The organism is Pantoea sp. CFCC18177 (assembly GCF_059412425.1).
On the sequence record NZ_JBNBPL010000008.1, the window covers coordinates 19136 to 44632 of the forward strand.

General features: G+C 49.9%; 23 protein-coding genes. 10 read left to right on the forward strand and 13 right to left on the reverse strand.

Annotated features, from left to right (window positions below):
* The first annotated feature begins 37 nt into the window (after positions 1-37).
* From ACPUC8_RS10150 to ACPUC8_RS10160, 3 genes are all read left to right on the forward strand, one after another.
* Complete coding sequence (locus ACPUC8_RS10150; RefSeq protein ID WP_283227500.1) at positions 38-844, forward strand: amino acid ABC transporter permease; 807 nt, start codon at positions 38-40, stop codon at positions 842-844.
* A 1-nt stretch (position 845) separates the two neighbouring features.
* On the forward strand, positions 846-1592 hold the full coding sequence (locus tag ACPUC8_RS10155) for an amino acid ABC transporter ATP-binding protein (RefSeq protein WP_494926134.1): 747 nt from the start codon (positions 846-848) through the stop codon (positions 1590-1592).
* A 91-nt stretch (positions 1593-1683) separates the two neighbouring features.
* On the forward strand, positions 1684-2802 hold the full coding sequence (locus ACPUC8_RS10160) for an NAD(P)/FAD-dependent oxidoreductase (protein ID WP_494926135.1): 1119 nt from the start codon (positions 1684-1686) through the stop codon (positions 2800-2802).
* Positions 2803-3230: 428 nt separating this feature from the next.
* On the opposite strand, the gene ACPUC8_RS10165 is transcribed toward ACPUC8_RS10160, so the two are convergent.
* The 8 genes from ACPUC8_RS10165 to ACPUC8_RS10200 all read right to left on the reverse strand — a co-directional run bounded on the left by ACPUC8_RS10165 (position 3231) and on the right by ACPUC8_RS10200 (position 11415).
* Entirely contained in the window at positions 3231-3545 is a 315-nt protein-coding gene (locus ACPUC8_RS10165; protein ID WP_494926136.1) for a hypothetical protein, read from the reverse strand.
* Positions 3546-3813: 268 nt separating this feature from the next.
* Complete coding sequence (locus ACPUC8_RS10170) at positions 3814-5451, reverse strand: GMC family oxidoreductase (RefSeq protein WP_494926137.1); 1638 nt, start codon at positions 5449-5451, stop codon at positions 3814-3816.
* A complete protein-coding gene (locus tag ACPUC8_RS10175; RefSeq protein WP_494926138.1) occupies positions 5448-5975 on the reverse strand; it encodes a sugar dehydrogenase complex small subunit in 528 nt (175 codons plus the stop codon). Before ACPUC8_RS10175 ends, ACPUC8_RS10170 begins: the two co-directional genes overlap by 4 nt.
* Positions 5965-7374 (reverse strand): c-type cytochrome, encoded by a 1410-nt coding sequence (locus tag ACPUC8_RS10180; RefSeq protein ID WP_494926139.1) that lies wholly within the window; start codon positions 7372-7374, stop codon positions 5965-5967. Before ACPUC8_RS10180 ends, ACPUC8_RS10175 begins: the two co-directional genes overlap by 11 nt.
* A 118-nt stretch (positions 7375-7492) precedes the next feature.
* Positions 7493-8200 carry a hypothetical protein gene (locus ACPUC8_RS10185; protein WP_494926140.1) on the reverse strand — a complete coding sequence of 236 codons (708 nt, stop codon included), beginning with the start codon at positions 8198-8200 and terminating at the stop codon, positions 7493-7495.
* A gap of 72 nt (positions 8201-8272) precedes the next feature.
* Positions 8273-9421: a lactonase family protein gene (locus tag ACPUC8_RS10190; RefSeq protein WP_494926141.1), complete on the reverse strand. Its 1149-nt coding sequence runs from the start codon at positions 9419-9421 to the stop codon at positions 8273-8275.
* A 36-nt stretch (positions 9422-9457) separates the two neighbouring features.
* On the reverse strand, positions 9458-10096 hold the full coding sequence (gene otnC / locus ACPUC8_RS10195) for a 3-oxo-tetronate 4-phosphate decarboxylase (protein WP_494926142.1): 639 nt from the start codon (positions 10094-10096) through the stop codon (positions 9458-9460).
* A gap of 11 nt (positions 10097-10107) precedes the next feature.
* A complete protein-coding gene (locus ACPUC8_RS10200) occupies positions 10108-11415 on the reverse strand; it encodes an MFS transporter (protein WP_283227510.1) in 1308 nt (435 codons plus the stop codon).
* Between the two features lie 266 nt (positions 11416-11681).
* Between ACPUC8_RS10200 and ACPUC8_RS10205 the strand changes: the two genes are divergently transcribed.
* The gene (locus tag ACPUC8_RS10205; protein ID WP_283227511.1) at positions 11682-12716 is read left to right on the forward strand and encodes a LacI family DNA-binding transcriptional regulator; all 1035 of its coding nucleotides are present in this window, start codon (positions 11682-11684) and stop codon (positions 12714-12716) included.
* On the opposite strand, the gene ACPUC8_RS10210 is transcribed toward ACPUC8_RS10205, so the two are convergent.
* Positions 12713-13402, reverse strand: coding sequence for a substrate-binding domain-containing protein (locus ACPUC8_RS10210; protein WP_494926143.1), 690 nt, complete (start codon positions 13400-13402; stop codon positions 12713-12715). The two genes, ACPUC8_RS10205 and ACPUC8_RS10210, sit on opposite strands and share 4 nt — an antisense overlap.
* Before the next feature lie 2 nt (positions 13403-13404).
* Complete coding sequence (locus tag ACPUC8_RS10215) at positions 13405-14652, reverse strand: alpha-hydroxy acid oxidase (RefSeq protein ID WP_494926144.1); 1248 nt, start codon at positions 14650-14652, stop codon at positions 13405-13407.
* A gap of 205 nt (positions 14653-14857) precedes the next feature.
* Here ACPUC8_RS10215 and ACPUC8_RS10220 point away from each other — a divergent pair, with 205 nt between their 5' ends.
* Positions 14858-15523 (forward strand): aspartate/glutamate racemase family protein, encoded by a 666-nt coding sequence (locus ACPUC8_RS10220; RefSeq protein ID WP_494926145.1) that lies wholly within the window; start codon positions 14858-14860, stop codon positions 15521-15523.
* Positions 15517-16794 (forward strand): 3-oxo-tetronate kinase, encoded by a 1278-nt coding sequence (otnK, locus tag ACPUC8_RS10225; protein ID WP_494926146.1) that lies wholly within the window; start codon positions 15517-15519, stop codon positions 16792-16794. The genes ACPUC8_RS10220 and otnK overlap by 7 nt, the downstream gene beginning before the upstream one ends.
* Before the next feature lie 209 nt (positions 16795-17003).
* On the opposite strand, the gene drt3b is transcribed toward otnK, so the two are convergent.
* Positions 17004-18950, reverse strand: a complete 1947-nt coding sequence (gene drt3b, locus ACPUC8_RS10230) for an antiviral reverse transcriptase Drt3b (protein ID WP_494926147.1) — start codon at positions 18948-18950, stop codon at positions 17004-17006.
* Positions 18943-20202: an antiviral reverse transcriptase Drt3a gene (gene drt3a, locus ACPUC8_RS10235; RefSeq protein WP_494926148.1), complete on the reverse strand. Its 1260-nt coding sequence runs from the start codon at positions 20200-20202 to the stop codon at positions 18943-18945. The genes drt3b and drt3a overlap by 8 nt, the downstream gene beginning before the upstream one ends.
* A gap of 743 nt (positions 20203-20945) precedes the next feature.
* On the opposite strand from drt3a, the gene ACPUC8_RS10240 reads away from it, so the two are divergent.
* From ACPUC8_RS10240 to ACPUC8_RS10255, 4 genes are all read left to right on the forward strand, one after another.
* Complete coding sequence (locus ACPUC8_RS10240) at positions 20946-21983, forward strand: tyrosine-type recombinase/integrase (RefSeq protein WP_494926149.1); 1038 nt, start codon at positions 20946-20948, stop codon at positions 21981-21983.
* Positions 21984-22072: 89 nt separating this feature from the next.
* Positions 22073-22669, forward strand: coding sequence for a DsrE family protein (locus ACPUC8_RS10245; RefSeq protein ID WP_494926150.1), 597 nt, complete (start codon positions 22073-22075; stop codon positions 22667-22669).
* 726 nt (positions 22670-23395) lie between these two features.
* Positions 23396-23686: a type II toxin-antitoxin system TacA family antitoxin gene (locus tag ACPUC8_RS10250; RefSeq protein WP_494926151.1), complete on the forward strand. Its 291-nt coding sequence runs from the start codon at positions 23396-23398 to the stop codon at positions 23684-23686.
* On the forward strand, positions 23674-24225 hold the full coding sequence (locus tag ACPUC8_RS10255) for a GNAT family N-acetyltransferase (protein ID WP_494926152.1): 552 nt from the start codon (positions 23674-23676) through the stop codon (positions 24223-24225). The genes ACPUC8_RS10250 and ACPUC8_RS10255 overlap by 13 nt, the downstream gene beginning before the upstream one ends.
* A 97-nt stretch (positions 24226-24322) precedes the next feature.
* On the opposite strand, the gene ACPUC8_RS10260 is transcribed toward ACPUC8_RS10255, so the two are convergent.
* The gene (locus ACPUC8_RS10260; RefSeq protein WP_494926153.1) at positions 24323-25438 is read right to left on the reverse strand and encodes a metallophosphoesterase; all 1116 of its coding nucleotides are present in this window, start codon (positions 25436-25438) and stop codon (positions 24323-24325) included.
* Positions 25439-25497: the final 59 nt, after the last annotated feature.

Sequence of the window (25497 nt, forward strand, 5' to 3'; positions counted from 1 at the left end):
ACGGCAACGGTCCGTCACCCGTAACAGAGAATCGGCTATGGACCTGATTACCATTCTTTCCCGGACGTTCTTTGATATTCCCTCAATGATGGACGTTCTGCCGCAATTGCTGGCAACTGGACTGGTTAACACCATTATCATCTCAGTCGCTGCGACGATACTGGGGACGCTGTTCGGCCTGATTTTGGCGTTGATGGGCATCTCCCCTTCGCGCTGGCTGCGACTCCCGGCGCGGTTATATACCGATTTGTTTCGCGGCTTGCCCTCCATCCTTACCATTTTACTGATTGGTCAGGGTCTGGCGCGATTCAGCTACCAACTGTTTGGTCCTACACCCTACCCGCTCGGCATTTTTGCCTTAAGCCTCATCGCCAGTGCCTATATGGGCGAAATTTTTCGCGCGGGTATTCAGAGCGTTGAGCAAGGCCAAATGGAAGCCTGCCGGGCACTGGGGATGAGCTACAGCCGCGCGATGAGGCTGGTGATCATTCCGCAGGGCATACGACGCGTGTTACCCGCCATCGTGAATCAGTTTATTGCCATCATCAAAGACTCCTCGCTGGTGTATTTGTTGGGGCTAATGACGAATCAACGCGAGTTGTTCCGCGTGGGTCAGGATGCCGCAGTACTGAGTGGCAATCTCTCTCCGCTGATGCTGGCCGGCCTGTTCTATCTCATCATCACCGTGCCCCTTACCCATGCGGTGAACTATATCGATGTGCGCTATCGAACCGGACGCCGTCGGGCGAGCGCGCCACAAAGCGGCCTGAAGGAGGTTGATGAGGTGGGGCAAAAGCGCACCGTCGCGCCGACTGGCTCACTGACCCGCGAGCGAGGACATTAATATGGCGACTTCCACTGCATTCCATGGCGCGAGCCTTGAGTTGCGCAATCTGACACTGGCTTACGGGCCAATTGAAGTCCTGCGCAATGTGTCTCTGACCGTCGCGCCTGGTACCACAACCTGCATCATTGGCCCTTCCGGCTCGGGAAAGTCGACGCTGTTACGCGGCATCAACCGTTTGCACGAACCTAAAAATGGCGATGTGTTGCTGGCGGGGCAATCGGTACTCAAGGACAAGCCCGATGCATTACGCCTGAGAATTGGCATGGTGTTTCAGCACTTCAATCTCTTCCCCGATCACAGCGCGCTGGAAAACGTGGCGCTGGCACCCTGGAAAGTCAAAGGGCGGCCAAAGGCTGAAGCGTGGGACATCGCCCGTCGACGGCTGGCTGAAGTGGGATTAGCGCAGCGCGCTGACCACCGTCCGCGCGATCTTTCTGGTGGTCAGCAACAGCGAGTGGCGATTGCACGCGCACTGGCGATGGAACCGGAAGTGATGCTGTTTGATGAAGCGACCTCCGCGCTGGATCCCGAATTGGTTAAGGGAGTGCTGACGCTAATGGCAGAACTCTGCCAGCGCGGGATGACCATGGTGGTGGTGACACATGAAATGGGCTTCGCCCGTCGCGTGGCCGACCAGGTGGTGTTTATGGATGAGGGGGAAATCGTCGAATCCGGCACGCCTGAAGCGATCTTTGATCGACCACAGTCTGCCCGTTTACAGCGCTTTCTTTCGGAGGTGCTTTGATGACACGCCAACGCATCTTGGATCTTGCCCTCCACGAACCCGCGTATGTGAATGCCTGACGGCTGTTCATTTTTAAGAGAAGGAATAAATGATGTCTGAGAAATCTGTAGCGAACACCGTTATCGTGCTGGGCGGCGGTATCCTTGGGGTATCCACTGCCTGGCATCTGGCCAAAGCTGGGGCGAAAGTCACACTGGTTACCGAATCAGAACTGGCGTCGGGCGCTTCAGGACGTTCACTCTCCTGGCTGAATTCTGCTGGCGAGCGTTCACTGCCCTACCACAACTTACGTATGGCGGGTATCGATCGCTACCGCACCCTGTTTGCTCGCTATTCTAATCTCGACTGGTTGCGTTTCGATGGCGCTGTTTTCTGGGCGGCTGATGATGAGGCGGGAACCCAGGCGCGCCATCAGTATGAGAAGTCGCATGGCTATGATTCACGCCTGATTGACCAGACCACAGTGGGTAGCGTGGATTCGCAGGTGAATAAAGCCAGTCGCTCAAAGATTGCGATTGCCAATCCGGGAGAGGGCTGGGTGAGCCTCCCTCACCTTATCGATCATCTTGTTGAGGCGTTTAAAGCGCTGGGGGGAGAAATCGTTGAGGATGCGGGTAAAGGCAGTGTGATGACCGATTCTGGTAGAGCGATTGGTATTCGCTGCGAAAAGCGCGGGGAGTTTACTGCCGAGAATCTGCTGGTGGCGTGCGGCCCCTGGACACCCGATGTGGTTGCCCCGCTGGGTGTGAACATCCCCAATGGGTCGCCGGTTTCGATGTTAGTCACCAGTCAACCGAGTGGCCGCGGGCTCAAAGTGGTGTTAAATACCCCGCGCGCAGCCGTGCGACCCAATCCTGGCAATACCTTAGCGGTTGATCATGACTGGTATGAAGAGGATATCGTTGCGCATGCCGATGGACGGTACAGCATTGATGAAGCGGTCATTGGCCAGTTAATGGCAGAAGCGGGAAAGCTGATTGGCGATGGTTCACCCCTCACAGCGAACAGCTGGAAGATAGGTTTGAAGCCCATTCCCGGAGATGGCGAACCGGTGGTCGGGGAATTGGTGAAAGTTCCAGGGTGTTTTGTTGCGTTTACCCATTCGGGGGCCACCCTGGGGCTGATACTGGGGGAGTTGATAGCAGAGGAAATGCTGACTGGGGTGAAGCACCCGATGCTCGCGAGTTTCCGGCCGGAGCGGTTTGATTGATTCTAATGTGCTTCCAGCGCCTTGATAGTTGTGGCGCTGGAATTAATTGTACTTATACAGCTTTCAATAGTTTCATAAAATATGCGCATTGATTAACGCGGCAAAAATTTGGTTGATGGAAATAGGCCTAAATTTTAAAGATTAATGTTTAGGATGTCTCTGAGATTAACCAAGTATTGGTAAACTGTTTACTTTTAATGTGAACGCTTAGCTCGAATTTTTTAATGCAAACATATTGGTCGCGAGTATAGAGCATGTTCGGACTGGCAATAAGAATCAGGTGCATGGTGTCTTTTCCGCTGGATGCCGCGAGATTTTTACCGCAATGTGGACACCATGAGTAAACCTCAGCTAACAATGAAAATTCTGGGGAACGGCGTGAAGGCTAAGGTAGTATTTGATTTGCTCACAACTGACCAGCAACGCGATTAACCTTTATTAACCCGCATATAACGCCATGATTTATAGGATAATAATGGTGGCTGTATAAAAGTAGCCACTGCAATGCCGCATAGTAGCGCTACTCCTCCTGAAAAGACAGTTTCGCTGGAAGTAAAACATAGCAGGTAGGCGAATATCGCAATGCAGCAAGAAACCACACTCAGCGCAATAATAAAGCGTCGCGACAGGTCCCGAATGGCATGATCTAAAGTGCCGCCATAGCTTTCAAGGTTGTTCTTTACCTTGCGAATGTCCGACTGACTGAACCCCGAACGTAACAGCTTTTCTTCATTGACTTGCATAGCCCTTGACCCTTAACACTTTAAGCACTGGTCAGATATATCAGAGTCCGGCACTTTTTTCGAGCCAGTGTCCCTATCACACGGTGTATCTTATCAGGGCGCAGGTGAGTATTGCAGGTAAGCTGGGGTTCACTTCTCACCAGAATGCGGTTCCATTGTTGCGTGAGCTCGTCTTGCATATCTAAAAGCAACGGCAGCCCGATTTAATGCAGGCTGCCATATTTATCCACGGCTGTACGGATGAGCAAAATCCGTATCTAGCTAAGGGTTACGCCATGCTATGCAGCATATGATCCGCCAGGCGTAAACTGAGTGCCGCCCCTGTTAATGTTGGATTCATACAGGAGGCTGAAGGCATGACGCTGGTACCCGCGATCCACAGGTTCGGATGGTCGTGGGTCTGGCAATCACGGTTCACTACCGAGTTTTTAGGGTCATCGCCCATGATGGTGGTGCCCATAATATGCTGACGATCCTGGAATTTTGTATCAATCGACAGGATGTCGGCATTCAGCAGCTCTGCGAACTTATGGAAATCCTTAATGCCCTCTTCTTTTCCGGCGTGCCAGTAGTCTGTCACGCTGTAGTAGATTTCCGGCAACGGGATACCAATCGCATCCTTTTTCGTTTTGCTGGGTGTCACCCGGTTCTCCGGGAGTGGCAGCGTCTCGAAATCGATAGCAAAGTTCAGCGAACGTGCTGACTGGCGACGGATCTCCGCATCAAGTTTTGAACCCAGTACCCCTTTCTCAATTAATGATGCAGCATAGTCGGCAGTGGGGACGGTATTACGCACTTTGATCTTGTAACTGGGGAAGTCTTTGCGGAATGCACCATCTCGGTTATTCAGGTAAACCAGTAGCTCTGTCGGTCCCTGCCCTGGCCAGACGTCCTCGGACATCATCACATTCATGCTGATACCGGTATGGCCCATCAGATTGCGTCCGACCTGATCAGACGAATTGGCGATACCCTGCGGATATTTCTCTGACGTCGACATCAGCAACAGCTTCGGTGACTCAATGCCGTAAGCCGCCAGCACAAAGTAGTTTGCCGTGAGGTGATGCTCGGAACCATCCGGTTTTTTATACCAGATACCGGTAATTTTCCCGTCGTCGCCCGCTTCAATACGGTAAACCACGGCATTATCCAGCAAGGTTGCACCCAACCTTTCAGCCTCATCAATGTGCATTGAGCCATCATATTTAGCCGCAATCGGGCATACCGGATTACAGTTGTTGTTCCCGGCACACATCGGGCGTTTTCCCCAAGGCTTAGTGGCACGGCCATTTGGCTCCAGTATCGGGTTATATCCGCCTTTCCCCAGCATCTCGCTCAGACGGTCGAACAGATAGCTGGTGGGTAAACCTGGCATCGGGAACGGTGTCGAACGTGGTGGCCAGGCTTTGCCGCCCTGTCCGCTCTCGTCCTGCCCATCAACGCCGGAAACGCCCAGTTCGTGTTCGGCTTTGCCGTACCAGGGTTCCAGCTCATCGTAGCCAAAGGGCCAGTCGCGCCCGCGCCCATAAAGGCTGTTCAACTTAAAGTCATTGGGGATCATGCGCCACAGCGCTGAACCAAAATGCCATGTGGTGCCACCGACCACGCGCAGGTATTTAGTGGGGTATTTTACCGGGCCGACCTGCTGCAGATAATCACCGTACGTCGAGGGGATGTGCGGCGGGTTGGGATAAGGAGAACCGACACCCTGTAATTTGATGTTGGTCAGCGACATCTTAAACGGCGAATTGCGGAAGCGTTCGACAATCTCCTGACGCGAAACACGGGGACCCGCCTCAAGGATAATCACCGATTTGCCGGCTTTTGCCATCTGCGTGGCGATCAGCCCACCCATCACACCCGAACCGATGATAATGACATCGGCATCTACTTTTTGTGCACTCATGCGCCTTCTCCTGTTGTCGCCACTTTGCCATCGGTTACTGCCCAGTAGAAAGGACCGCCACCGTACGTTGGTACCACCAGAATGTCTCTGGTTGGCAGGTACATCAGCGCCTCGGCATAGGCGATAAGCTCTAAATCACTTCCTGTGCCGACAACACCAGTATACCAGGCAGAAATAATCGTTTTTGCTGTCTGCCAGTCACCGTTGTCTGTACCCAACGCGGCGAGAAAATCATCCACGTGAGCAAAGTGACGCTGTTGCAACAGGGCGTTGAGGCTGTCGAGTTTGTGTTGGAACTGCGGGTCATGGCGGGTTAATGCTTCAAAATAGCGCTGTCCCAGAACCGGACCCACCGAACGGCTGACAAGAAATTGTGAGACGTCAAGAAAACCCGTGTCTGACATCTGTGCCGCAGCCAACGCGCGTGCCGGGAACAGGGAATTGCACATTGTCGCGAGGGACAGAATGCCCATGCCCTGCAGAAGCTGCCGCCGCGACAGCTGCGGGGAAGATTTATTGGTCATGCTTTTTACCCCTGCGGGAGAATGCCACGATGATCAGTAACAGAACGATCACCACCACTGCACCGCCGCCCCACACGGCTGGCTGGGCCAGTCGGGCAATCAGGGGCTGTTCTCCTCCCTCGCGGATAGTTTTCACCTGCGCGGGCGTCACGTTGAGTTGTGCATTGCCGAAGTTCTTCAGCACGTAGTTGCTGACATCGGCAATCTGCTGATCGGTCAGACGATCGGTAAACAAGGCGTCAGGGCCGAATCCCGGCATGTCGACGTCTTTACCGGCCACGGTACGGTGCACACCGTAAACGATGGCGGCGATTAAGTTATCCGCCTGAGCTGCACCGGTCGCGGTGTTGTGGTACAGCGAAGGGTAAATTTGGTTGCCCGAACCATCAGGTTGATGGCAGTTCGCACAGGTACTGGCATACACTTTCCAGCCAGCATCCGGATTGTTAATGGCGCGCAGGGCTGCTTCGCTGGTTGCTGGACGTCCGAGGCTTTCGCGTGATGCGCTGCCAGGAGCGCTGATGGCTGGAACCTGACGCAAATAGGCGACAATGGCGGCAATATCTTCATCGCTCAGGTGCTGAAGGCTGTGCTCAACCGCTTCTGCCATGGGACCCGCAGCCTGAGCTTTGCCTGCGACGTGCCCCGTTTTGAGGTACTGAGCAATATCGGCACCACTCCAGTTGCCGATTCCCGCCTGTTTGTCAGGGGTGATATTCGGGGCGTACCAGCTGCCGAGGCTTCCGCCGCCCAGTGCCTGGTCATTGTTTTGTCCCATCAGTGCATTACGTGGCGTATGGCAGGTATCACAGTGCGCCAGAGCGTTGACGAGATAGTCCCCGCGATTGACCTGCGCTGACTTGTCCTTTGCAGGATCAAAAACCGTTTCATTGGCGAAGAGCATATTCCAGAAAAACATGCTTGAACGGATATTAAACGGGAAAGGCAAATCTGTTTTAGGTGGCACGTTATCATCTGCTGTGACGCCATACATAAAATAGGCATACAGAGCATGAATATCCGCATCAGTAATTTTAGCGTAAGAGGTATAGGGCATCGCCGGATACAGATGCTGGCCCTCTTTATTAATACCTTGCCGGACGGCTCTGGCAAAATCTTCTTCGGTATAATTCCCTATTCCCGCTGTTTTTGACGGCGTAATATTGCTTGCAACAATATTCCCTAAGGGGGAGGCGATAATATAACCTCCGGACATCTCTGAGCCATGTTGTGGCGCGGTATGACATGCACCACAGTCAGCAGCAATGGCCAGATACTTACCTTTCGCTATCAGCGCTGCAGAGTCATTCGCATTTTCTGCATGGGCAGAAAATGTCACAGACATCATTGCGCTCAACGCGAAAGGCAGACAACGTAGTCTCACCTTTCTTGCCTTCATTATAATTGCTTCCGGTAAATGATTATTTAATGTTGTTAGAATAATAAATGCACATCTGCGGGATGACCGCAGATGTGCAGATTATCAAAACCATTAATTTTACAAAATACAAACAGTGCTATAACAGTTCGTAATCATTAAAAACAATATTGTCCGCACTGGCCGCCGTAATCTCGGTTTTTCCAGGCTCGGTTAAAAACACATCACCTGGATGTACCCAGAGTTCTTTCACCCGGTTGGTATGGGCACGATCGGCGATGAGTACACGTCCTTCGGTGAAGAAGACGCGTACGCCGGGACCGTGCTGGGTATACTCTCCCGTGCTCTGGCCCGGTTTCAGGGTGACTTTCCAGCCTTTGACGGTTTTCTTATCCAGCACCTGCTGGAAAGCTTCACTTGCCGGGCGTGTGGCACCGCCAAAATGTTGCGGACCCGGAATGTTAATTTCAAAAGCGACCTGATGATTCACCGTACTGCCGGTATTGGTCACTTTATCGGTGTCTGACTTGCCCTGATGGTCGCCAAACTTCACGTTACCGGTTTTCATCTCGGTATTGTTGACAGGCTTATCAGGATATTCAATTTTAACCGGGCTTCCCTCTATATGCGTGTTCACGTAGTCCAGATGCTGCTCATGAAAGAGTGTCGACTGTCCCGGCTGAATTAATACGCGCATGACGGTGACATATTTATTTTCAAGAATGACATGGTGAAGAGGTTCAAGATCGGTGGCGACTACTTTTTCAGCAGCCTGTGATTGAAAGGCTGCTCCCAGTAATACAGAGCATAATAAAGTTTTATTGAGCATCTTTTGAATGCTGGACATGACGACTCCTTTTTTACGTAATCAGACTCTGAAAAAAACGGCATTAAATAATGCACAGGTAATAACAAGATGTTATTCCACAATGGTGATCCAGTTTGCTCCCTTACCGGTGGGTACTCGTTCAATTAAGTTGAGTTTTCCGCTCTGTTGATCAATGGCGTAAAGTGATATTTGCGAAGACTTCTGTCCTGACTCGATCAAATAATGACCGGAGTTATCAATGGCAAAACCGCGTGGCTGAGTCTCGGTTTTAATACTGTTAATCAACGTCAATTTTCCGTCCGTCGGTGATACGTTAAATGCCGTCAAAGAACTGCTGGTTCTTTCCGTTGAATACAGGAAGCGACCGTTCGGAGTGATGTGAATATCGGCCTGCCACAACCGTGGCTTCTCAGACTTGGGTAAATCATCATCTCCGGTCAGCGGTCTTGCTTCACCACGCTGCATATTTCGGGCAATGGCCGGATCCAGTGAAGGCGTTACGTCGCGTTCAGTCATGGTGCCATCCTGGTTCAGCGTCAGGCGCGAGATATTCCCTGCCATCTCCGTCAGCAGATACATGTTCTGCTCCCCTTTTGCATCCACTGCCGGGGCAAATGCAAAGTGGCGCGGCCCGGTTGCCGCCTCGTGCTGGATATTGATAAATGGAGGAGTATTGGGCGTGACTTTCCCGGTGGCGCTGTCGAAACGATACTGCAAGAGCTGATCGGCGCCGAGTAACGGCACAAACAGGTACTGGTTGCTGGGGTCGGTCTGAATCGAATGGGCGCGCTTGCCGGTATGCACCACCTGAACGGGAGCGCTTTCGACCTTACCGTCTGCAGCAAGGCGATTAATGCTGAAGAGGTCACCGCCATAAGAGGAGGAAAGGAGAAAACGCCCTGTCTTATCCAAGGCAATGTACGCCATCGCTTCGGGCAGCGAGGTATCGGCAAAATGGGTCAGCGATCCGTCCGGCTGAATATGCCAGCCGGCAACATGGTAAGGCTGACTCCGCACCGATATGTACAGCGTCTTTTTATCTTTCGACACCACCATAGGCATACTTTTCAGCCCAGTGGGATATTCACCGATAGGCTTCAGCTGGTGCTTTGCTTTATCCAGCGTGTAGGCTGTCACCGTCCCGCTGTCGCCGTTTGAGACGTAAACAAAAGCCGTATCCTTTGCCATGGCTGCGGCTGCGAACACCATCATCCCCGCCGCGATAACTGTTTTTTTCATGTTCTTTTCTCTTTTTTGTAGGGTACAGAGTAACGCTTACCAGTGCGTCTTGAAGTGCTCACAAAGTTCATGCACTGCCGCTTCTGGCAGCGCGGCCGGTTTGATGGCGCAGTTCAGCCATAAGCGCGCCGTTTCTTCCAGTTCCTCCAGCGAGAAACTGGCCGCCGAGACGGACGCGCCCCAGATCACCGGCCCCAGGCGTTCAAGCATCACACCGCGAACCTCATTGGCCAGTCCGGCGACCTGTTCCGCGACGTCTGCATGACCCGGACGACGATATTCAATCAGTGGGATGCGCCCGACTTTCATGACCTGATAGGGCGTTAGTGGCGGCAAGATGCTGTCTTGCTGCCAGACACCTGCCAGCGTCAACTGGACCAGATGCGTTGAGTGCGTATGGACCACGCCTTGCGCATCCGGATTACGGTCATAAATCTGTCGATGCAGCAGCAGCGTTTTGGAGGGTTTATCACCCGATACCCACTCGCCGTCTCGATTCACCTTGGCGATACGCGCCGGTTCAAGGTGGCCCAGACACGCATCGGTGGGAGTGATCAGCCAGCCATCTTCCAGTCGCGCACTGATGTTGCCCGCGGTTCCGGTGGTGTAGCCCCGGGTAAACAGGTCGGCTCCCACCTGGCAGATCTCTTCCCGTAAAGCCTGTTCGTTTTGCATTTTCCCTCTCCTCAATCGTTAGCAGTGGCAATAACATTCGATTCACGGCGCACGCTGACGGGCAGCGGCTCCAGCTTGCCCAGCACGAACATAAACGTCAGCGCGCCGAGCACACAGATGGCACCAGCGACCAGTAAAGGCACCACAAAAGATCCGTGGCTGAGGCTCAGCATCAGTCCGGTAAATGATGCCGTGACAATCCCGGCGAGATTGCCAGCGAAGTTCTGGATGCCGCCCAGCGTGGCCACATAGTTACTGGCAGGCGCGACATCAGCTGGCAGCGTCCAGATGTTGGCTGCTGTGAATGCCAGACCGGCATAAGTGATGGAGAACAGCGTCAGGATCACGGCGATGCTGTCGGTGAAGGCCGCAAAGGCGATGACGGACGAGAGCAGCATGCCGGCCACCAGGCAGGTTTTACGTGCAGCCGTGAGGCTGAAACCTTTACGGTACAGAGCATCTGAGATGACGCCCCCTAACAGGCTACCGGGAATTCCCATCAGCGCTGGGATCGCGCCCAGCGTACCCAGTTCTTTCAGCGAGAAACCGTGGGCGACGGTGAGATAGGTCGGGAACCAGGTGACGAAGAAGTAGGTCGCAAAGTTCATGCAGAAAAAGCCGATCATCATTCCCCACACGTTACGGTGGCGGAACAGTGACCAGAGTTCGACTTTAGCGTTTTCCTGCGTGACCGGCGCAGCGCGATCCTCGAGCAGATTCTGACGCTCCGTCTCATCCAGTCCTTTCTTCTCTTCCGGATCGCGATAGAACACCAGCCAGATCGCTACCCAGACCAGTCCTAATGCACCGGTGACGACAAAGGAGGTTTCCCAGTCCCACGTGCTGATCAGCCAGGCAACCAGCGGCAATGCCAGTGCGCTTCCGGCGCGCGGGCCTGCATCGAAGATGCCGCTGGCGGTCGCACGCTGTTTTTTCGGGAACCAGCTGTAAACCACTTTCACGCAGCCCGGGTTGCCGCCTGCTTCACCGATGCCGAGCGCTAGGCGCGCAGCAAACAGAGAGGTGAAGCCTTTACCGAATGAGGTGAATACCGTGAAGAGTGACCACCAACCCACTGCCAGTGCGAGGCCCGCACGTGCACCCAGACGGTCAATCAATCTTCCCGCCGGGATCTGCATCAAGGCATAGGTCCAGAAAAAGGCGCCAAGAATGAGCCCCATACTGGTGTCATCTAATCCCAGATCGGCCTTGATGTGAGGTGCAGCAATTGCGAGATTGATGCGGTCAATGTAGTTGATAGCAATGGCGAAGAAGCAGAACACGATCATCAGCCAGCGAATTCGTGGATATCTGCGCATGGTGAATTCCTTTATGATTTATTTATGGGTAACAGAGGTTCTGCGGCGTTGCGGCCTGCAGCAGCCAGCGTTGCGGTTAAAATTTGGGGATGCAGGTCATGATTTGGTTAATAAATCGTGAGCAGGCGTCCTCAAGCTGATAACATGTTTTCAAAAGTAAGCGATTACAAAATACAGTCAAGCCAAAAGTAAGCGCTTTCAAAATTGATCGTGAGTTGTCTGCCAAAACTGTGGACAAGCTCACTTTTTTCAGCAGGAGTGACTTGATGAGTGAGAAGCAAAATGGAACCGGTCGCGTATCACTGGAAGATGTCGCGCGTCTCTCAGGAGTATCCACAGCGACGGTATCGCGGGTACTGAATGGTAGCTCCACGGTAAAAGCGGCACGCCGGGAAGCGGTGGAGAAGGCCTGCGAGGAGTTGGGGTACGTTATCAACCGTGCGGCGCGAACCCTTGCATCGCGCCGCAGCATGACCATAGGCGCGGTGGTCCCTACGCTCGCTACTGAAACCTTTTCCCGACCGCTGGCCGCCTTTCAGCAACTGATCCACGAAGCGGGGTACACGCTGCTACTGGCCAACTCCAATTTCGACCCAGACACCGAACTGAAGGAAGTCAACAAGCTGATTGAGTACGGGATAGATGGGTTAATGCTGGTGGGGAATACCCACCATCCCAGGCTATGGGAGCGCATCACGCAGCAGGACATCGCCTGCGTGCAGACCTTTTCACAAGACCGCGACAAGCCGAGTGTGGGTTATGACAGTGAAGGAGCGGCAGAAACGCTGGCTAACCACCTGCTGGGGCTGGGACACCAACGCTTTGCCGTGATTGTGGGTACGCCCCCCTCCAACGATCGTGTCTCAGAGCGACTGAAAGGCACCCGTCGCGCGTTGCAGCAGCATGGGCTTGAACTGGCTGATACGCATCTGATTGATAATGCTTTTTCCATGAACGATGCGCGTAAAGCCGTATTTCGTCTGCTCGACGGGCCACAGCCACCCACCGCCATTATCTGCGGTAATGACCTGCTGGCGTTTGGCGCGATGCGCGCAGCAAGCGAACGCTACCTGCGCATTCCTAACGACATTTCGATAGTGGGCTTTAACGACTATGAGTATGCGGAACATCTTGAGCACCCGCTGACCACCATGCGTGTCGATTTGGCGTCAATTGGTGAGCACGCTGCGCATTATCTGTTGAACACACTGAACAACCAGACAGCGCAGACGCATACTGTGATTAAGACGGAACTTATCGTAAGGGGCAGTACGGGGTCAGTGCCCCGTCAGGATCGTTAGTCACGGCGCACTAAGCCAAACTGGCTGAAGATATCGGTGACTTGCGGTGTTTTCAGCCATGCCAGAAATTCGCGCGCGGGCTCGCTGTGTGTCGTCTTGTTCAGCACGGACGCTGAGATAGACACCGGCTGCTGCGTTTCAGGTGGCAACGCGCCGACAATCTCAACACCGGATACCATCAGCAATTCACTGAGCTGCTGTACCGCCAAATCTGCATGGCCATTGACCAGTTGCTCTGCGGTAAAGCCGGCAGGAATGACGGTACCACGGGCACGCAATTCAGCATCGATATTGAGTTGTTTCAGCACATGGCTGAACCACACGCCGCTGGCCCCGGCTTCCGACCATGAAACCGAACGTGCTGCCAGCAGGGTATCAATTAACCTTTCTCGCGTACTGATGTCAGGGTGCGGTGTTCCCGCCAGAACAGCGATACCGATGGGTGAATCTACCACCTCTATCCGATCATCTTTAGCAGCCAAACCCGATTCAATCAGCCTGTCGAGTGTTTCGACCGTGGCGATAACCACATCAGCCTGCTCGCCTGCGTTCAGCTCTTTTTCAATGATCGTACTGGGATGCCAGCGAAACGTCAGTTGCGTCTCAGGATGAGCATCCTGCCAGTGTCTGACCAGCGTATTAAAGGGCGCACTCAATGCCAGCGCGCTGTAAAGGGTTAACTCCATGCTCAATCCTCTTTGGCAAAATAGGGCGCACGGCGCAGCAGCGTGGCATCAAGTTGACCCGGACGCGTTACGCCGATAAGCGCCAGATCGCGGTCGATTTCATCACGCAGAATGTGCATCGCATGCTCAATTCCTGCCTGGGCACCAATCACAGAACCGTAGAGGAACGGTCGGCCGAGGAACACGAAGTCTGCACCCAGCGCCATGGCCTTCATCACGTCGGTACCGCGACGGATACCGCTGTCGATAATGACTTTCATCTCCCCTTTTGCGGCTGCGATTTCCGGCAATGTATGCAGTGGCGGAACGGTATAATCGAGTTGTCGGCCACCGTGATTTGACAGGATCACCGCATCTGCGCCGAGATCACGCGCTATGAACGCATCTTCGGGAGACATCAGCCCCTTAATCACCAGATTTCCTTTCCACTTTTTGCGAATGGCTTCAACGTGCTTCCAGCTCAGCTGATCGCGCGCATTGGTGTTACGCACCTTGCTGGACATCATGGGTGGGCCACGTTCAGCATCGGTGTTTTCAAAGTGGGGAGCGCCATGGCGCAGGAAAGTCTGCGCGACAGTACCCAGCAGCCAGCGTGGACTCATCGCGCTCTGCCACATCACTTTGGGGGTAATTTTGATGGGCATGCTGAAACCACTGCGGGTGTTGTGCTCCCGGTTGCCCAGCATCGGCGTATCTCCCGTCACGACCAGGGTTTTGTACCCTGCTCGCTCGACGCGTTCGACTAAACGATCGATGCGCGGCTGATCGCCCGCCAGATAGGCCTGGAACCAGGCATCAGGGTTTGCCGCAATCACCTCTTCCAATGGGATGAGGGATGAGGCACTCAGGATCATGGGCACATTCATCGCGCGGGCTGCTTTGGCCAGCATCAGGTCAGCGCGATAGCTGACGAAGGAGGCGCCGCCAAGCGGTGCCACGCCAAAGGGATGAGCCCAGTCTTGTCCCAGCAGATTGACTCGTTGATCCCGGCCCGACACATCACGGAACATGCGCGGCACAAAGACATACTGTTGGTAGGCTTCATAAGCCGCTGCAAGCCCCCTTCCGGTCTCAACGCCTCCCTTAACGTACTGATAAATCATATTGGGTAAACGCTTGCGGGCATGACGTTCGAAGTCTTCCAGTGCCAGTAAGTCCCTGAAATGACGAGGAACGGTACTGACTGGACGTGTCTGAGCTTCAGGCACACTGGCGATGTTAATAGCGGTGGTCTCTCCACGAGTAGTCATTTTGCGTTCTCAGTCATAAAAAAGTAAGCGATTTCAAAAATAACATTCAGGTGAATGTGGTCTGTTATTATCCTGCCAGATACTCAAATTATTTATGTGATCAACATCACTCAATAAGGATAAATGTAAGCCCTTACATTTTATTTTTCTATTCGATATGGTGTGCTGTAAAACAGAACTCTTACGGCTGATAACGGAGACAGTGATGAGCCCACGCATAGTTTTACTGCATGCCACCCCAGTGGCGATGACCCCGATACATGAAGCGTTCAACGATCTGTGGCCCGAAGCCGAGACAGTGAACCTGCTGGATGATGGTTTAACGATTGACCGTGCCAAAGAGGAGCAACTCTCCCCACTTTTAAGCGACCGTTTTGTCGCACTGGGACAATACGGCTATTCCATGGATGCGCAGGGCATCCTGGTGACCTGTTCCGCATTTGGTCCGGCGATTGATCAACTTGCCGCCACTCTGCCCATCCCGGTGTTGAAACCTAACGAAGCGATGTTTGAAGCCGCGTTGCAGCAGGGTAAACGCATCGGCATGCTGGCAACCTTTGGCCCTTCTTTGGTTACCATGTGCGAGGAGTTTGAACGTTATGCTGAACTGACGGGATCCCAGGCTACGTTGGAAACGGTGCTGGTCCCGGACGCCATTGATTTGCTGCGCAAAGGGGATGTTTCCAGCCACAACCGGTTAGTGGCAGTGGCCGCACCCAAACTTTCCCATTGTGATGCCATTATGCTGGCGCACTTTTCCACTTCTCGTGCCGCTGCGGCTGTGCGAGAGCGTGTGAATGTATCCGTTCTGACTGCTCCTCACGCGGCGGTTAACAAACTGCGCGCTGCGCTGGAGGGCCCATCATGCTGATAGGAGTGATCGCCGACGATTTTACCGGTGCCAGCGATATCGCCGTTACCCTGTCCAAAGGGTTACCCGGAGAAGGTGGGCTGAGTACCACCCAGTATCTCGGCGTACCTGTGCAGCCCGCGCGACCTGAAGTTGAAGCAGGTGTGATTGCGTTGAAATCACGTTCATTACCCGCTGCGGTAGCGGTTGAACAGTCCCTTGCTGCCTGCGAATGGTTGCTGGATCAGGGATGCCAGCAAATCGTTTTTAAATACTGCTCAACCTTCGATTCAACCGATAAAGGCAATATCGGACCGGTTCTGGATGCCTTAACGAAGCGACTGAAGGCGAAGCGGGTGATAGTCTGCCCGGCCTTTCCGGCAATGGGGCGCACGCTATACCAGGGTAACCTTTTTGTTAACGACCGCCCTCTCAATGAGTCCGGGATGGAGCATCACCCAGTGACACCGATGAAAGATGCCGATGTCCGACGTCTGCTTTCACGTCAGGCTGAGACGCCGGTGCGCCATATCAGCTGGCAGCAGGTGGTTAAAGGGAGTGAAAGCCTGCGTAGTGCTTTGCATGCCGATGCATCCGAAGCGGCACAGCTGGTGGTGGTGGATGCCATAAGCGATCATGATCTGACCATTATCGGCATATCGGCCGCGCAAGCACCGCTTATCAGTGGCGGATCGGGCATTGCTATGGCTTTGCCGCATAATTTTATCCAAGCGGGCAAGGCTAAAGGGGGCATGCAGGATTACCCTGTTGTGCAAGGGCCAACAGCGATTTTAGTTGGGAGTTGTTCGGGCGCCACCCGTGGCCAGATTGAGGAACACCAAAAGCAGTATCCCGTGCTGGCGCTGGATATTCAGGATGTGATGAACGGCCGCGTGAATGCCGATGAGGTGGTGGCGTTTATTTGCGGGCATCAAGAGTCACTCCCGCTCGTCTACTCTTCGGGCGATCCTGAGAGTGTGAAGCAGGCACAGCAGCAATACGGCCAGGAGAATATTTCCCAACAGCTGGACGCGTTGTTTGGCGAAGCGGCCAGAAAACTGGTTCATGAACAAGGCATTCAGCGGCTGGTGGTGGGTGGCGGAGAGACTTCCGGCGCGGTGGTTAGCGCGCTGAACCTGCATTCGCTGCAAGTTGGGGAAGAGATTGATCCTGGGGTTCCTGCCCTCTTTCACACGGCCAGTAAGCCGTTAGCGCTGGCGCTGAAATCAGGGAATTTTGGGCGGCGGGACTTTTTTAGCCACGCGTTGAGGGTGTTGGGAGGGGGGGATTGATTTAGTTTATGATTGGCATGCCGTGGTTTTATTTTTGGAGCTACGGCAGATCATGCTAATTATGTTAAATTTACACAGTAAGAAGAAACAATCTCATCCCTTAGTGTGTGCATTTCTGCTCTCAGAAAGAAATCAATGATTTGCTTAATGAGTATCTCGCCTGACGGCGTCGAGGGAGTATTGATTGTTTCAAAAAATAAACTAACAATCTAATATGTTTTTTTCAACTGTTTTTTCTCAAGCATATTTAGCAGATCAATGTTTCCCCACTTGACAAACCAAGGGTTTTCAGAGCATTCATTTAGGAAAACATTAATTTCCAATTTGTTTGGAGCGCCAATTTGTAAAAATGAAGTGATTTTCTTCAACCATGATATCTTTAAGTCAGTATCGATAAAAGGGCAAGACATTAAATCTAAGAAGAGATGTGCTTTCTCTGAAGATGATAATATATCTGAAAAATCTGAAAACTCATGTTCAAGATGCTGAATTACACTAGCCCGCGTAATCTTGTACCTTATGCTATCCTTAGTTAAGTAAAAAAATACTATTATTGAATAATATGACTTATGTTTATTAAACATTGTCTCAATTAAATTTTCAGGAACAAAATTCCCATCATCAAGATCGCAAATTGAACACAGGATGTTTAAGTTTTCTAAGTCTATGGCGCCTATCATATCGTTGTTACCAGATGAAAAACTCAAATACTCGATCACTTCTGTGAAAATGTTTTCCCTGAATGATTTTGTATAATTTGGCGTTAGATTTTTCGATGTTTCACTAATGACTGTTATCATCGATGATAGTTTATAAGATGAGGGCATTGAGGGTGAAACTTTATAAAAGAAAAAACTTACAGAGAAGAGAACAACAAATGTGTGGTACATGTCTTTTTCTTCATAAGAATCTTTGTTTTTTGTCAATCTTTTTATTCTTTCGAAAATGGAAGATATTATGTATGAAGATGATTCATCATATGAAACACTGTTGTCGTGGCATGATATCTTAACTCGCTCAATGAAAGCATTGATCAAATTGTATGGTTTGAAAATTTTTTTTGGAACTAATTTGTTGAGATCATCAGGCTCTAAAAACTTATCAATAAAGTCGTTCAAAATATTGCTTACTGATAAGATAACTTTTGATTTCCCAGTTAAAAATGGCCTGGAACTTAAGTTAACCTTAGCGATATTAATATGCATATTATAATGACTGAGCTCATCAGCATAAATGTCATGAATATTCTTAGCAATAGATTCTGACTTAGCAAAGATAAAAATATCATCCACATATCTTCTAACTTTATAGTCCTTAGATTCAATTAGTGGCTCTTCTAATAGTGATAGCTTGTTTTCAACATTTGAGTCTATTCGTTGGAATATTATTTCTGCGAATACTCTACTTATTTCTGGCCCAATAATTAGCCCGTTAGTTTCATTATAGTTTGCTCTTTGCATTAGCTTGTCAAATGCTTCCCCAAATGAAGAGTATCCTTTCCCAAGCATTTTCTTGGTGAAATCTTTGTTTTTTGTGGCCCAAGCTATAGTATGCGTGTATATGCTATCAAAGCATCGCGTAACATCGAGAGTATGTAAGTTAGGAAAGTTTGACTCTAACAAAATAAACTCAGAAGACGAGTAGAATTTGTAAATTCTATCATAACCATTATACCCGAAATATGAGGATGAATGCTTTGATAGATTTTCCTCTTTAATAGTTGCAACTTTACTTTTCTTATAACTACTTCTATCTTCAAAAGGATTGCGATGATAATAAGTGCTCGCGATTCTTACTGGTGCTCTGATTGAAAACTTGCTTTTAGAACAGTAATAATTAATTATTCTTCCGTATATTCTATAAAATTCTTTCATTTCAAATTGCGCTAATGGGTGAGGCAGGGATAGCTTTCTGAACCCTCCATCATTTTTTTTGATCTTGTAATTATAAGGTATAGTAAATTTAGGTTTCTTACTCCCTTCGATTAATTTAGAAAAAATAGAGTTCCACAAAGTTGAAAATTTATCTTTATTATTTGCATTTGTGTAAAAACCATCATTTGAAAATATTATAGGGGTTTCAAATGGCGTAGTTTCAGTTACCAATGCTCTGTTATAATCATTTTTATTTATTTTTATTTTCTTTTGATTAAACATATTTCCAGCATCCTTGTATTTTTGCCATATTAGGGAATGAGTAATGGAAAAATGTACATTTCATATGTCCGCGAATAAAGCAAAACTGTAGTAATCTATGCTTTTGCCTTTGCGTAGTTTTAAAGTTGAAGACTGAGAAAATTTTCCCTTCAGAGGAAAGGATTGATTTTTTTAAAAACGAGTTCAACTCTAAAAGACTACAAGAGTGATTAGGATCTATCAAATGATAATTATAATGAAGCCCTGATAGACGCTTTAATTCTTTATTTTTATCGACAATGCTAAAGTTTGTTGTAAGGAATCTCAATCTATCACAAAGAAGGTCGAAATTATTGTCATTATTAAAAGACATGATAGAACGCACAATTCTTGTTTTTATCTTCTTAACTTTTGATTTTGATATATCAAGAGATACTTTCCTAGTTGTTCCTCTGATTTTACATTCAAAAATTTCATTATTTATCTTGAAATCATACCCTAAATATTCAAACTCGAATAAAATATTGGACTCACCAACTTCTGGTTTATTAAATTTATTAATTGTATTGCTCACTAAATATTTTTTTCCATAGTTGAAACTCATGCCTGAAGGGAGGTAACTTGCAAGTTTTCTAGTAAACTCTTTTTTGTCTTCACTGCCATCAGTTAATATAATTATGTCATCAACATATCTGCCATAGAAAAAAATATTATTATTATTTTTTGTTTTTTTATCAAAATCGCTCATGAATAATTCGGATAATAGAGAGCTTATTGGTAGTCCACGAGGCAAACCTTTCCCACCACTAAAGTGATGTAAAAAAACAAGTTGTTTCAGTAAGACGCTTGTGGTATGACTTATTTTATTTAATTCATCTATCTTTAAATTTATGAAGTCATTACTGAAGGATTCATAAAAAGACTTAATATCTAATCTATAAATTCTATACTTTATATTTTCAGATAATAATATTCTCAGGCCATCTATGAGTTGAACCCGACTACTTGACTTGACTTTATTAAATCTATGTATGTTCTTTTGTATTTTCCTCATTACCAATATATCTGCAAGACTATCTATACTATATACTGATTTACCTTTAACTATAGAGCATGTTAAATCTAATCCTAGAAATCCGTCATCAGCACGTTTTTGAGATAAAAGTATGATATCTCTTCGATGATCTTCACTTTGTAGTGTTTTCCATTTACTGAAATCAATGGGTAATAAGCATTTAGATAATGTTCTGCTGTTAAAGGATTGGTCAAACATAGGTCCCTCTAAATAAAGCTGAAAGCTTATAATAAAACTCTAATCGTTGATTTTAAATATAATAAATCTTGATTAGGTGACTGAACTATTACTAGTATACTTTTTAACAGGTATATTCCGTCCCGTCAATCTCCCCATCCATAATTATAAGAATGCACATAAATCGATCTAACCTATTGTTAAATATCAATTTGTATTCTTGTTGTCACTTATGTGTAGTCTTAAACAAATAGCACATCGTGGTGCCTTTTTTAAATTAATTATACCTGGCAAGTCATCATAGCGAACACGACCTGCAGCGGTTAGTTTGATGACTATAAGTCTAACCTTAAATGATTAAGCCCCTATCAGTTTGCTTCTTGCTCATCATCTCCCTGCTACTAAAAGATCATGTCTCATAACGATAACTTCATATAATTGTGTTTATACGAATGCTGACGGCTCCCCACCCACCCCTCCAGATCAAACTCTTACCCAAACCCCTAACCTTATATAATTATCATTATATAAGGGCAGACAAGCCCTCAAAACCCTTGTATCATGCGGATCCGGGCTGGATCCTGACCTTAACGACCATTTATACACAGCGGTGGCATTCCTGATGACGACCCGCTAAACAACTGCCCATACTGGCGGTTAAAAATACGGCAGCGCTACGTAAAATTTGCAGGGAATCTACCCTGCTGTTCCCACAGAATTCACGTAGCGTTGCCATTCAATTAATGGGCGAAAACTGAGCAAATATGAACGATCTCTCTGTTTTTACCGGTTTAACCGCTGGTGGAACCCCTGATGATGAACTCACCAGAAAACTGGAGGCCTTCGTTCGCCATCGTGACGCATTCTCGCCAAACACTTGGCGGCAGCTGTTGAGCGTAATGCGGATCTGTTGGCGCTGGTCACAGGAAAACCGGCGTTCGTTCCTGCCCATGACACCGGAGGATTTGCAGGATTATCTTTTCCACCTGCAGGCCATTGGTCGGGCAACCTCAACCATTTCGGTGCACGCCGCGCTGATTGCGATGTTACACCGTAACGCAGGACTGGTCCCTCCGACGGTGTCACCTGATGTTGTGCGCTCCAGAAAGAAGATAAATCGTACAGCGGTCGTCTTGGGTGAACGCACCGGCCAGGCGGTCCCTTTTTGTCGGCCCGATCTGAATCGTCTTGATGCCGCCTGGCAGCACTCTTCCCGACTCCAGCAGCTGCGTGATCTTGCCTTTATGCACGTGGCATACGGCACGCTTCTGCGCATGAGTGAATTATCGCGTCTGCGGGTGCGCGACATCTCCCGTGCAGCTGATGGACGCATCATCCTCGATGTTGGCTGGACGAAAACCATTCTGCAGTCGGGGGGGATGGTTAAGGCACTCAGTGCTCGTTCGTCTGAACGCTTGATGGAATGGATACACGCAGCGGGTCTGGCCAGTGAACCCGATGCCATCCTGTTCTGCCCCATCCATCGCTCTAATAAAGTCACCAATACTGCTACTGTGCCGATGAGTGCGCCTTGCCTCGAAGATATCTGGCGTCGGGCCACCCGGCAGGCAGGTGAAAAGTCATCCCTGAAAACTAATAAAGGCCGGTACTCCAGCTGGAGCGGTCACAGCGCGCGCGTAGGTGCCGCACAGGATATGGCCAGAAAAGGGATTTCGATTGCGCAGATCATGCAGGAAGGTACCTGGACGCAAACTCAGACGGTGATGCGCTACATACGTCGGGTCGAAGCGCATAAAGGCGCAATGGTTGGGCTGATGGAAAAGGAAGACTGGTCTGAATAAATATCGTTGATAACAAAGCGTCCGACCTGAATAAAAATTTCATGCCATACTTGGCAGGTCATTATTCACGATATCGCGAAGGAGTTGAGATGCGCTCAATGATGATTAGCGCCGTTGTTGCCATCGCAGGTGGTGTATGTGGTGCCTTACTCATTCAAAGTAAAACGCCCTCTACACCTTTAGCCCGTTCCTCGCTTCCCGATCCCGGCATCCATTGGATCACCCCCGCTATCTCTGGTTACGGTAAAGTACATTTTGACGCCAGCAGCGCATTCCAGCCCAGCAGCGCGCTGAGTAATAAAGTGGTTTTTAAAGTCAGTCGAGGTGCAGAAAAACTGAGTCAGGTTAATCCGGCGCTGGAAAATGTGGCGCAAGTGGTGAATACCTATGTGGCAGCCGGTGTGCCAGTTCAGGCGTTAAACTTTGTCGTTGCGGTGAATGGTGAAGCGACATCAGCGATGCTGAAAAATGATCGTTTTCGTCAACTTTTCGGTGCAGATAACCCCAATCTTGCTCTGATTTCAGCCTTAGAGCAGCAGGGCGTCAAAGTCACTGTGTGCGATCAGGCGCTTGCCTGGCACCATTATCAGCCTCAGTGGATCGCGAACTCAGTGATCCATACGCCTTCCGCATTAACCACGATGACGACGCTACAAAATCAGGGCTACGCTTTACTGAGTATGTGATTGCACGAACATCTCATGCATCCTCAAGATTTTTACCTACTCCAACAACGCGCTCAAATATTTCAGGGCGCTTTAAGACCCGCACACCATCAAATATTAAACCAACTGCGTCGATAACCGGTTTAATCTCGCTTGCGGCTCGGCGCTGGCCATTTCGTCTAAGCGGAAGGCGCTGACACGTTCAGACATGATCGCCGCATGTTCAGCCATCAACTGCGCTGCGGTGGCTGACTCCTCAACGCCATGTAGTGCACGCCGAACACGTCATCGAAGCCGCAGACTGACAATTCACTTGCACGCTACTCCGCTGACTAACTTATCGCCAGATTCACATAAAAACGTTTTTATTGCGTTTTGTGGGGCTAGAACACGGATTAATTTTACTTGGTTAAACTGTTTTAAATCAAATTGTTATGTTAATTTTTTGAGAGGACTGTACTGCTATGATCAATCGTTACTTATGATGGGCCACCACTTGGTAATCTGGATTTTATGAAAGAAATCTTGATCACGAGAGGGATCAGTCATACCATTCATGTACGGTAATCACCCGTACAAATTTTATGGCGTATGGGAAGTAACCTGAAATGTTTAGTTATGAGTAACACAATCCTGCCAGAAGCCAGTGAACTGGCATTCTAACAGCCTTTAACGAGACGCGTTTACTCAGTCACCATGAGCAGAGCCAGCGTCGACTCTGCCCTATATCCGGAGTAAATATAGCAAATGGCAGCCGTAACTAAGAAAGAGCGCCTGGAGTTTAGAGTTAGTTCAGATATCAAAGCTGATATTGAAACAGCAGCGCAGCTAACACGTGTTAGTGCATCACAGTTTATCGCTGATTCAGCTTATGAACGTGCGCAAGCGGTTATTAGTGAACACAGCCGTATCACTCTCACAGATGACGCCTGGAATGCGATGAGACAGGCACTCGACAATCCGCCAGCACCTAACGAGCGATTCAGCCGAGCAGTAGAACGCATGAATGAGGACTCAACCTGGAAATGGGAAAGTTAAAAAAAGGCGTTCAGCCTTATGATCTGGCTGTTCCTTATAAGACCGATAGCTTTGATTGTGGTCGCCCCATTCTGGATGACTTTGTAAAAAAGGATCTGGCAAAGCAGCAGAAGAATCACATTCTGCGTGGCTATGTGATTCAGACTGATGAGCAGGGTGATGGGTCACCCGAAATTATGGGTTATTACACGCTTTCTGGAGGCAGCTATACCAAAGCGGGCATGAGTAACGGCAGACGGAAACAAGTTCCTTACCGGGATGCCCCCTGCATTCTTCTAGGCCGCCTTGCCGTTGACAAACGACTCGCAGGCAAAGGCTTTGGGTCAATTCTGGTTGCTGACGCTGCGCGTCGCACCTATGAAGCGGCACGTTCGGTGGGCGTCTATGCCATGATGGCAGAAGCTAAAGATGAAGCAGCCGCTAGATTTTATGAGGCGATGGGATTTACCAGACTCGCCACAGAAGATAGCCGTCTGGTCTACTTTTACCCTACTAACTCCATCGAGACGCTGATAGACAAATACCCGCCTCTGACCTGATCTCAACCTACAGATAGCGCTCCCGGTCATCGAGGGCCATTCACGCCTTTCCTGCCGGACAACGGCTGATCAGAATCGGTGCAGTGCTTTGCAAGCATCACTCCTTGCGCCGCAGTGTAATCCGCGTCAGTTCCGCAGGGCGTCCCAGCCTGATCGCCATGCCAGGCCAGAGTGCCGTACCGTTATTCACATAAAGCTGCATGCCATCGACGTCGTAAAGCCCCGAGACAAAGCCCGCATTGGGTTTAGCAAACAACCGATCAAACCCCACGATAAGTCCGCCGTGCGTATGGCCAGAGAACTGTAAATCAACCTTCTGCGTTGCGTTCTGCCGTGCATTGCGGGGTTGATGATCCATCAGCACCACCGGGGCGTTGTCGGGAATACCCTCCAGTGCTTGCTCAAGGTCAGGCGCCATTGCCTGCCTGCGTGACGCGGATATATCGGGCAATCCTGCAATCACTAATTTTGCTGCGCCGCGTTGAATCACCGTGTGGCTGTTGAGCAGTGGGCGCAACCCGAGTGTCGCGAGGTGTTCCGTCCAGCGTTGCTGCTCGAAGAAATATTCATGGTTGCCGGTGATGGCAAACACGCCGTCTGGGGCATGTAAACCGCTGAGCGGTGACACGTCATTGCGGCGATTTTCCAGCGTGCCATCAATCACATCGCCGGTTACCAGGATAAGGTCAGCGTCCAGCGCCATCGCCTTTTTCACCATGGCTGCAGTCCAGCTGGCATTGAAGAGTTTGGTGATGTGCAGGTCAGTCAGCTGCAGCAACTGGTAGCCTTCAAATTCGCGAGGGAGGTCCTTGATGGCGATGGTCACCTCTTTCACCGGCGGCACGCGTATCGCCTGCTGTACGCCAATGCCTGCCACGATCATGGCAAACAGCGCTGCTGCACAGCGTACTCCGGAACTCATCTCCCACGGATGACGTAACAGCAGGGAAATCACGGCCGCCACATCCATCACGATTTGGGTAAAGGCGAGGATCAACACCGTGCCGAATGCCCAGTTGAACAGGATGGTCACCGCGCGCGGCATTTCAGGTGAGAAAATGCCGCCGGGCGTAAATCGGCTGATTAACAAGTACTGTGAAGCCAGTAAAACCACCAGAGATAAGATGATCTTGAATACTAGCGGCATGGCCAACGGGAAAACGAATCGGGCGATAACATACCAACTCGGTATGCTGAAAATCAGATGAAACATCACTCTCTTCCCTGTTCGAAAAGCACTGAATCAGCGCGCAATAACACTCATGATATTGA

Coding starts and splice junctions, on each gene's coding strand:
- ACPUC8_RS10150 (WP_283227500.1), top strand. CDS start 38: ATGGACCTGATTACCATTCTTTCCCGGACGTTCTTTGATATTCCCTCA.
- ACPUC8_RS10155 (WP_494926134.1), top strand. CDS start 846: ATGGCGACTTCCACTGCATTCCATGGCGCGAGCCTTGAGTTGCGCAAT.
- ACPUC8_RS10160 (WP_494926135.1), top strand. CDS start 1,684: ATGTCTGAGAAATCTGTAGCGAACACCGTTATCGTGCTGGGCGGCGGT.
- ACPUC8_RS10165 (WP_494926136.1), bottom strand. CDS start 3,545: ATGCAAGTCAATGAAGAAAAGCTGTTACGTTCGGGGTTCAGTCAGTCG.
- ACPUC8_RS10170 (WP_494926137.1), bottom strand. CDS start 5,451: ATGAGTGCACAAAAAGTAGATGCCGATGTCATTATCATCGGTTCGGGT.
- ACPUC8_RS10175 (WP_494926138.1), bottom strand. CDS start 5,975: ATGACCAATAAATCTTCCCCGCAGCTGTCGCGGCGGCAGCTTCTGCAG.
- ACPUC8_RS10180 (WP_494926139.1), bottom strand. CDS start 7,374: ATGAAGGCAAGAAAGGTGAGACTACGTTGTCTGCCTTTCGCGTTGAGC.
- ACPUC8_RS10185 (WP_494926140.1), bottom strand. CDS start 8,200: ATGTCCAGCATTCAAAAGATGCTCAATAAAACTTTATTATGCTCTGTA.
- ACPUC8_RS10190 (WP_494926141.1), bottom strand. CDS start 9,421: ATGAAAAAAACAGTTATCGCGGCGGGGATGATGGTGTTCGCAGCCGCA.
- otnC (WP_494926142.1), bottom strand. CDS start 10,096: ATGCAAAACGAACAGGCTTTACGGGAAGAGATCTGCCAGGTGGGAGCC.
- ACPUC8_RS10200 (WP_283227510.1), bottom strand. CDS start 11,415: ATGCGCAGATATCCACGAATTCGCTGGCTGATGATCGTGTTCTGCTTC.
- ACPUC8_RS10205 (WP_283227511.1), top strand. CDS start 11,682: ATGAGTGAGAAGCAAAATGGAACCGGTCGCGTATCACTGGAAGATGTC.
- ACPUC8_RS10210 (WP_494926143.1), bottom strand. CDS start 13,402: ATGGAGTTAACCCTTTACAGCGCGCTGGCATTGAGTGCGCCCTTTAAT.
- ACPUC8_RS10215 (WP_494926144.1), bottom strand. CDS start 14,652: ATGACTACTCGTGGAGAGACCACCGCTATTAACATCGCCAGTGTGCCT.
- ACPUC8_RS10220 (WP_494926145.1), top strand. CDS start 14,858: ATGAGCCCACGCATAGTTTTACTGCATGCCACCCCAGTGGCGATGACC.
- otnK (WP_494926146.1), top strand. CDS start 15,517: ATGCTGATAGGAGTGATCGCCGACGATTTTACCGGTGCCAGCGATATC.
- drt3b (WP_494926147.1), bottom strand. CDS start 18,950: ATGTTTAATCAAAAGAAAATAAAAATAAATAAAAATGATTATAACAGA.
- drt3a (WP_494926148.1), bottom strand. CDS start 20,202: ATGTTTGACCAATCCTTTAACAGCAGAACATTATCTAAATGCTTATTA.
- ACPUC8_RS10240 (WP_494926149.1), top strand. CDS start 20,946: ATGAACGATCTCTCTGTTTTTACCGGTTTAACCGCTGGTGGAACCCCT.
- ACPUC8_RS10245 (WP_494926150.1), top strand. CDS start 22,073: ATGCGCTCAATGATGATTAGCGCCGTTGTTGCCATCGCAGGTGGTGTA.
- ACPUC8_RS10250 (WP_494926151.1), top strand. CDS start 23,396: ATGGCAGCCGTAACTAAGAAAGAGCGCCTGGAGTTTAGAGTTAGTTCA.
- ACPUC8_RS10255 (WP_494926152.1), top strand. CDS start 23,674: ATGGGAAAGTTAAAAAAAGGCGTTCAGCCTTATGATCTGGCTGTTCCT.
- ACPUC8_RS10260 (WP_494926153.1), bottom strand. CDS start 25,438: ATGTTTCATCTGATTTTCAGCATACCGAGTTGGTATGTTATCGCCCGA.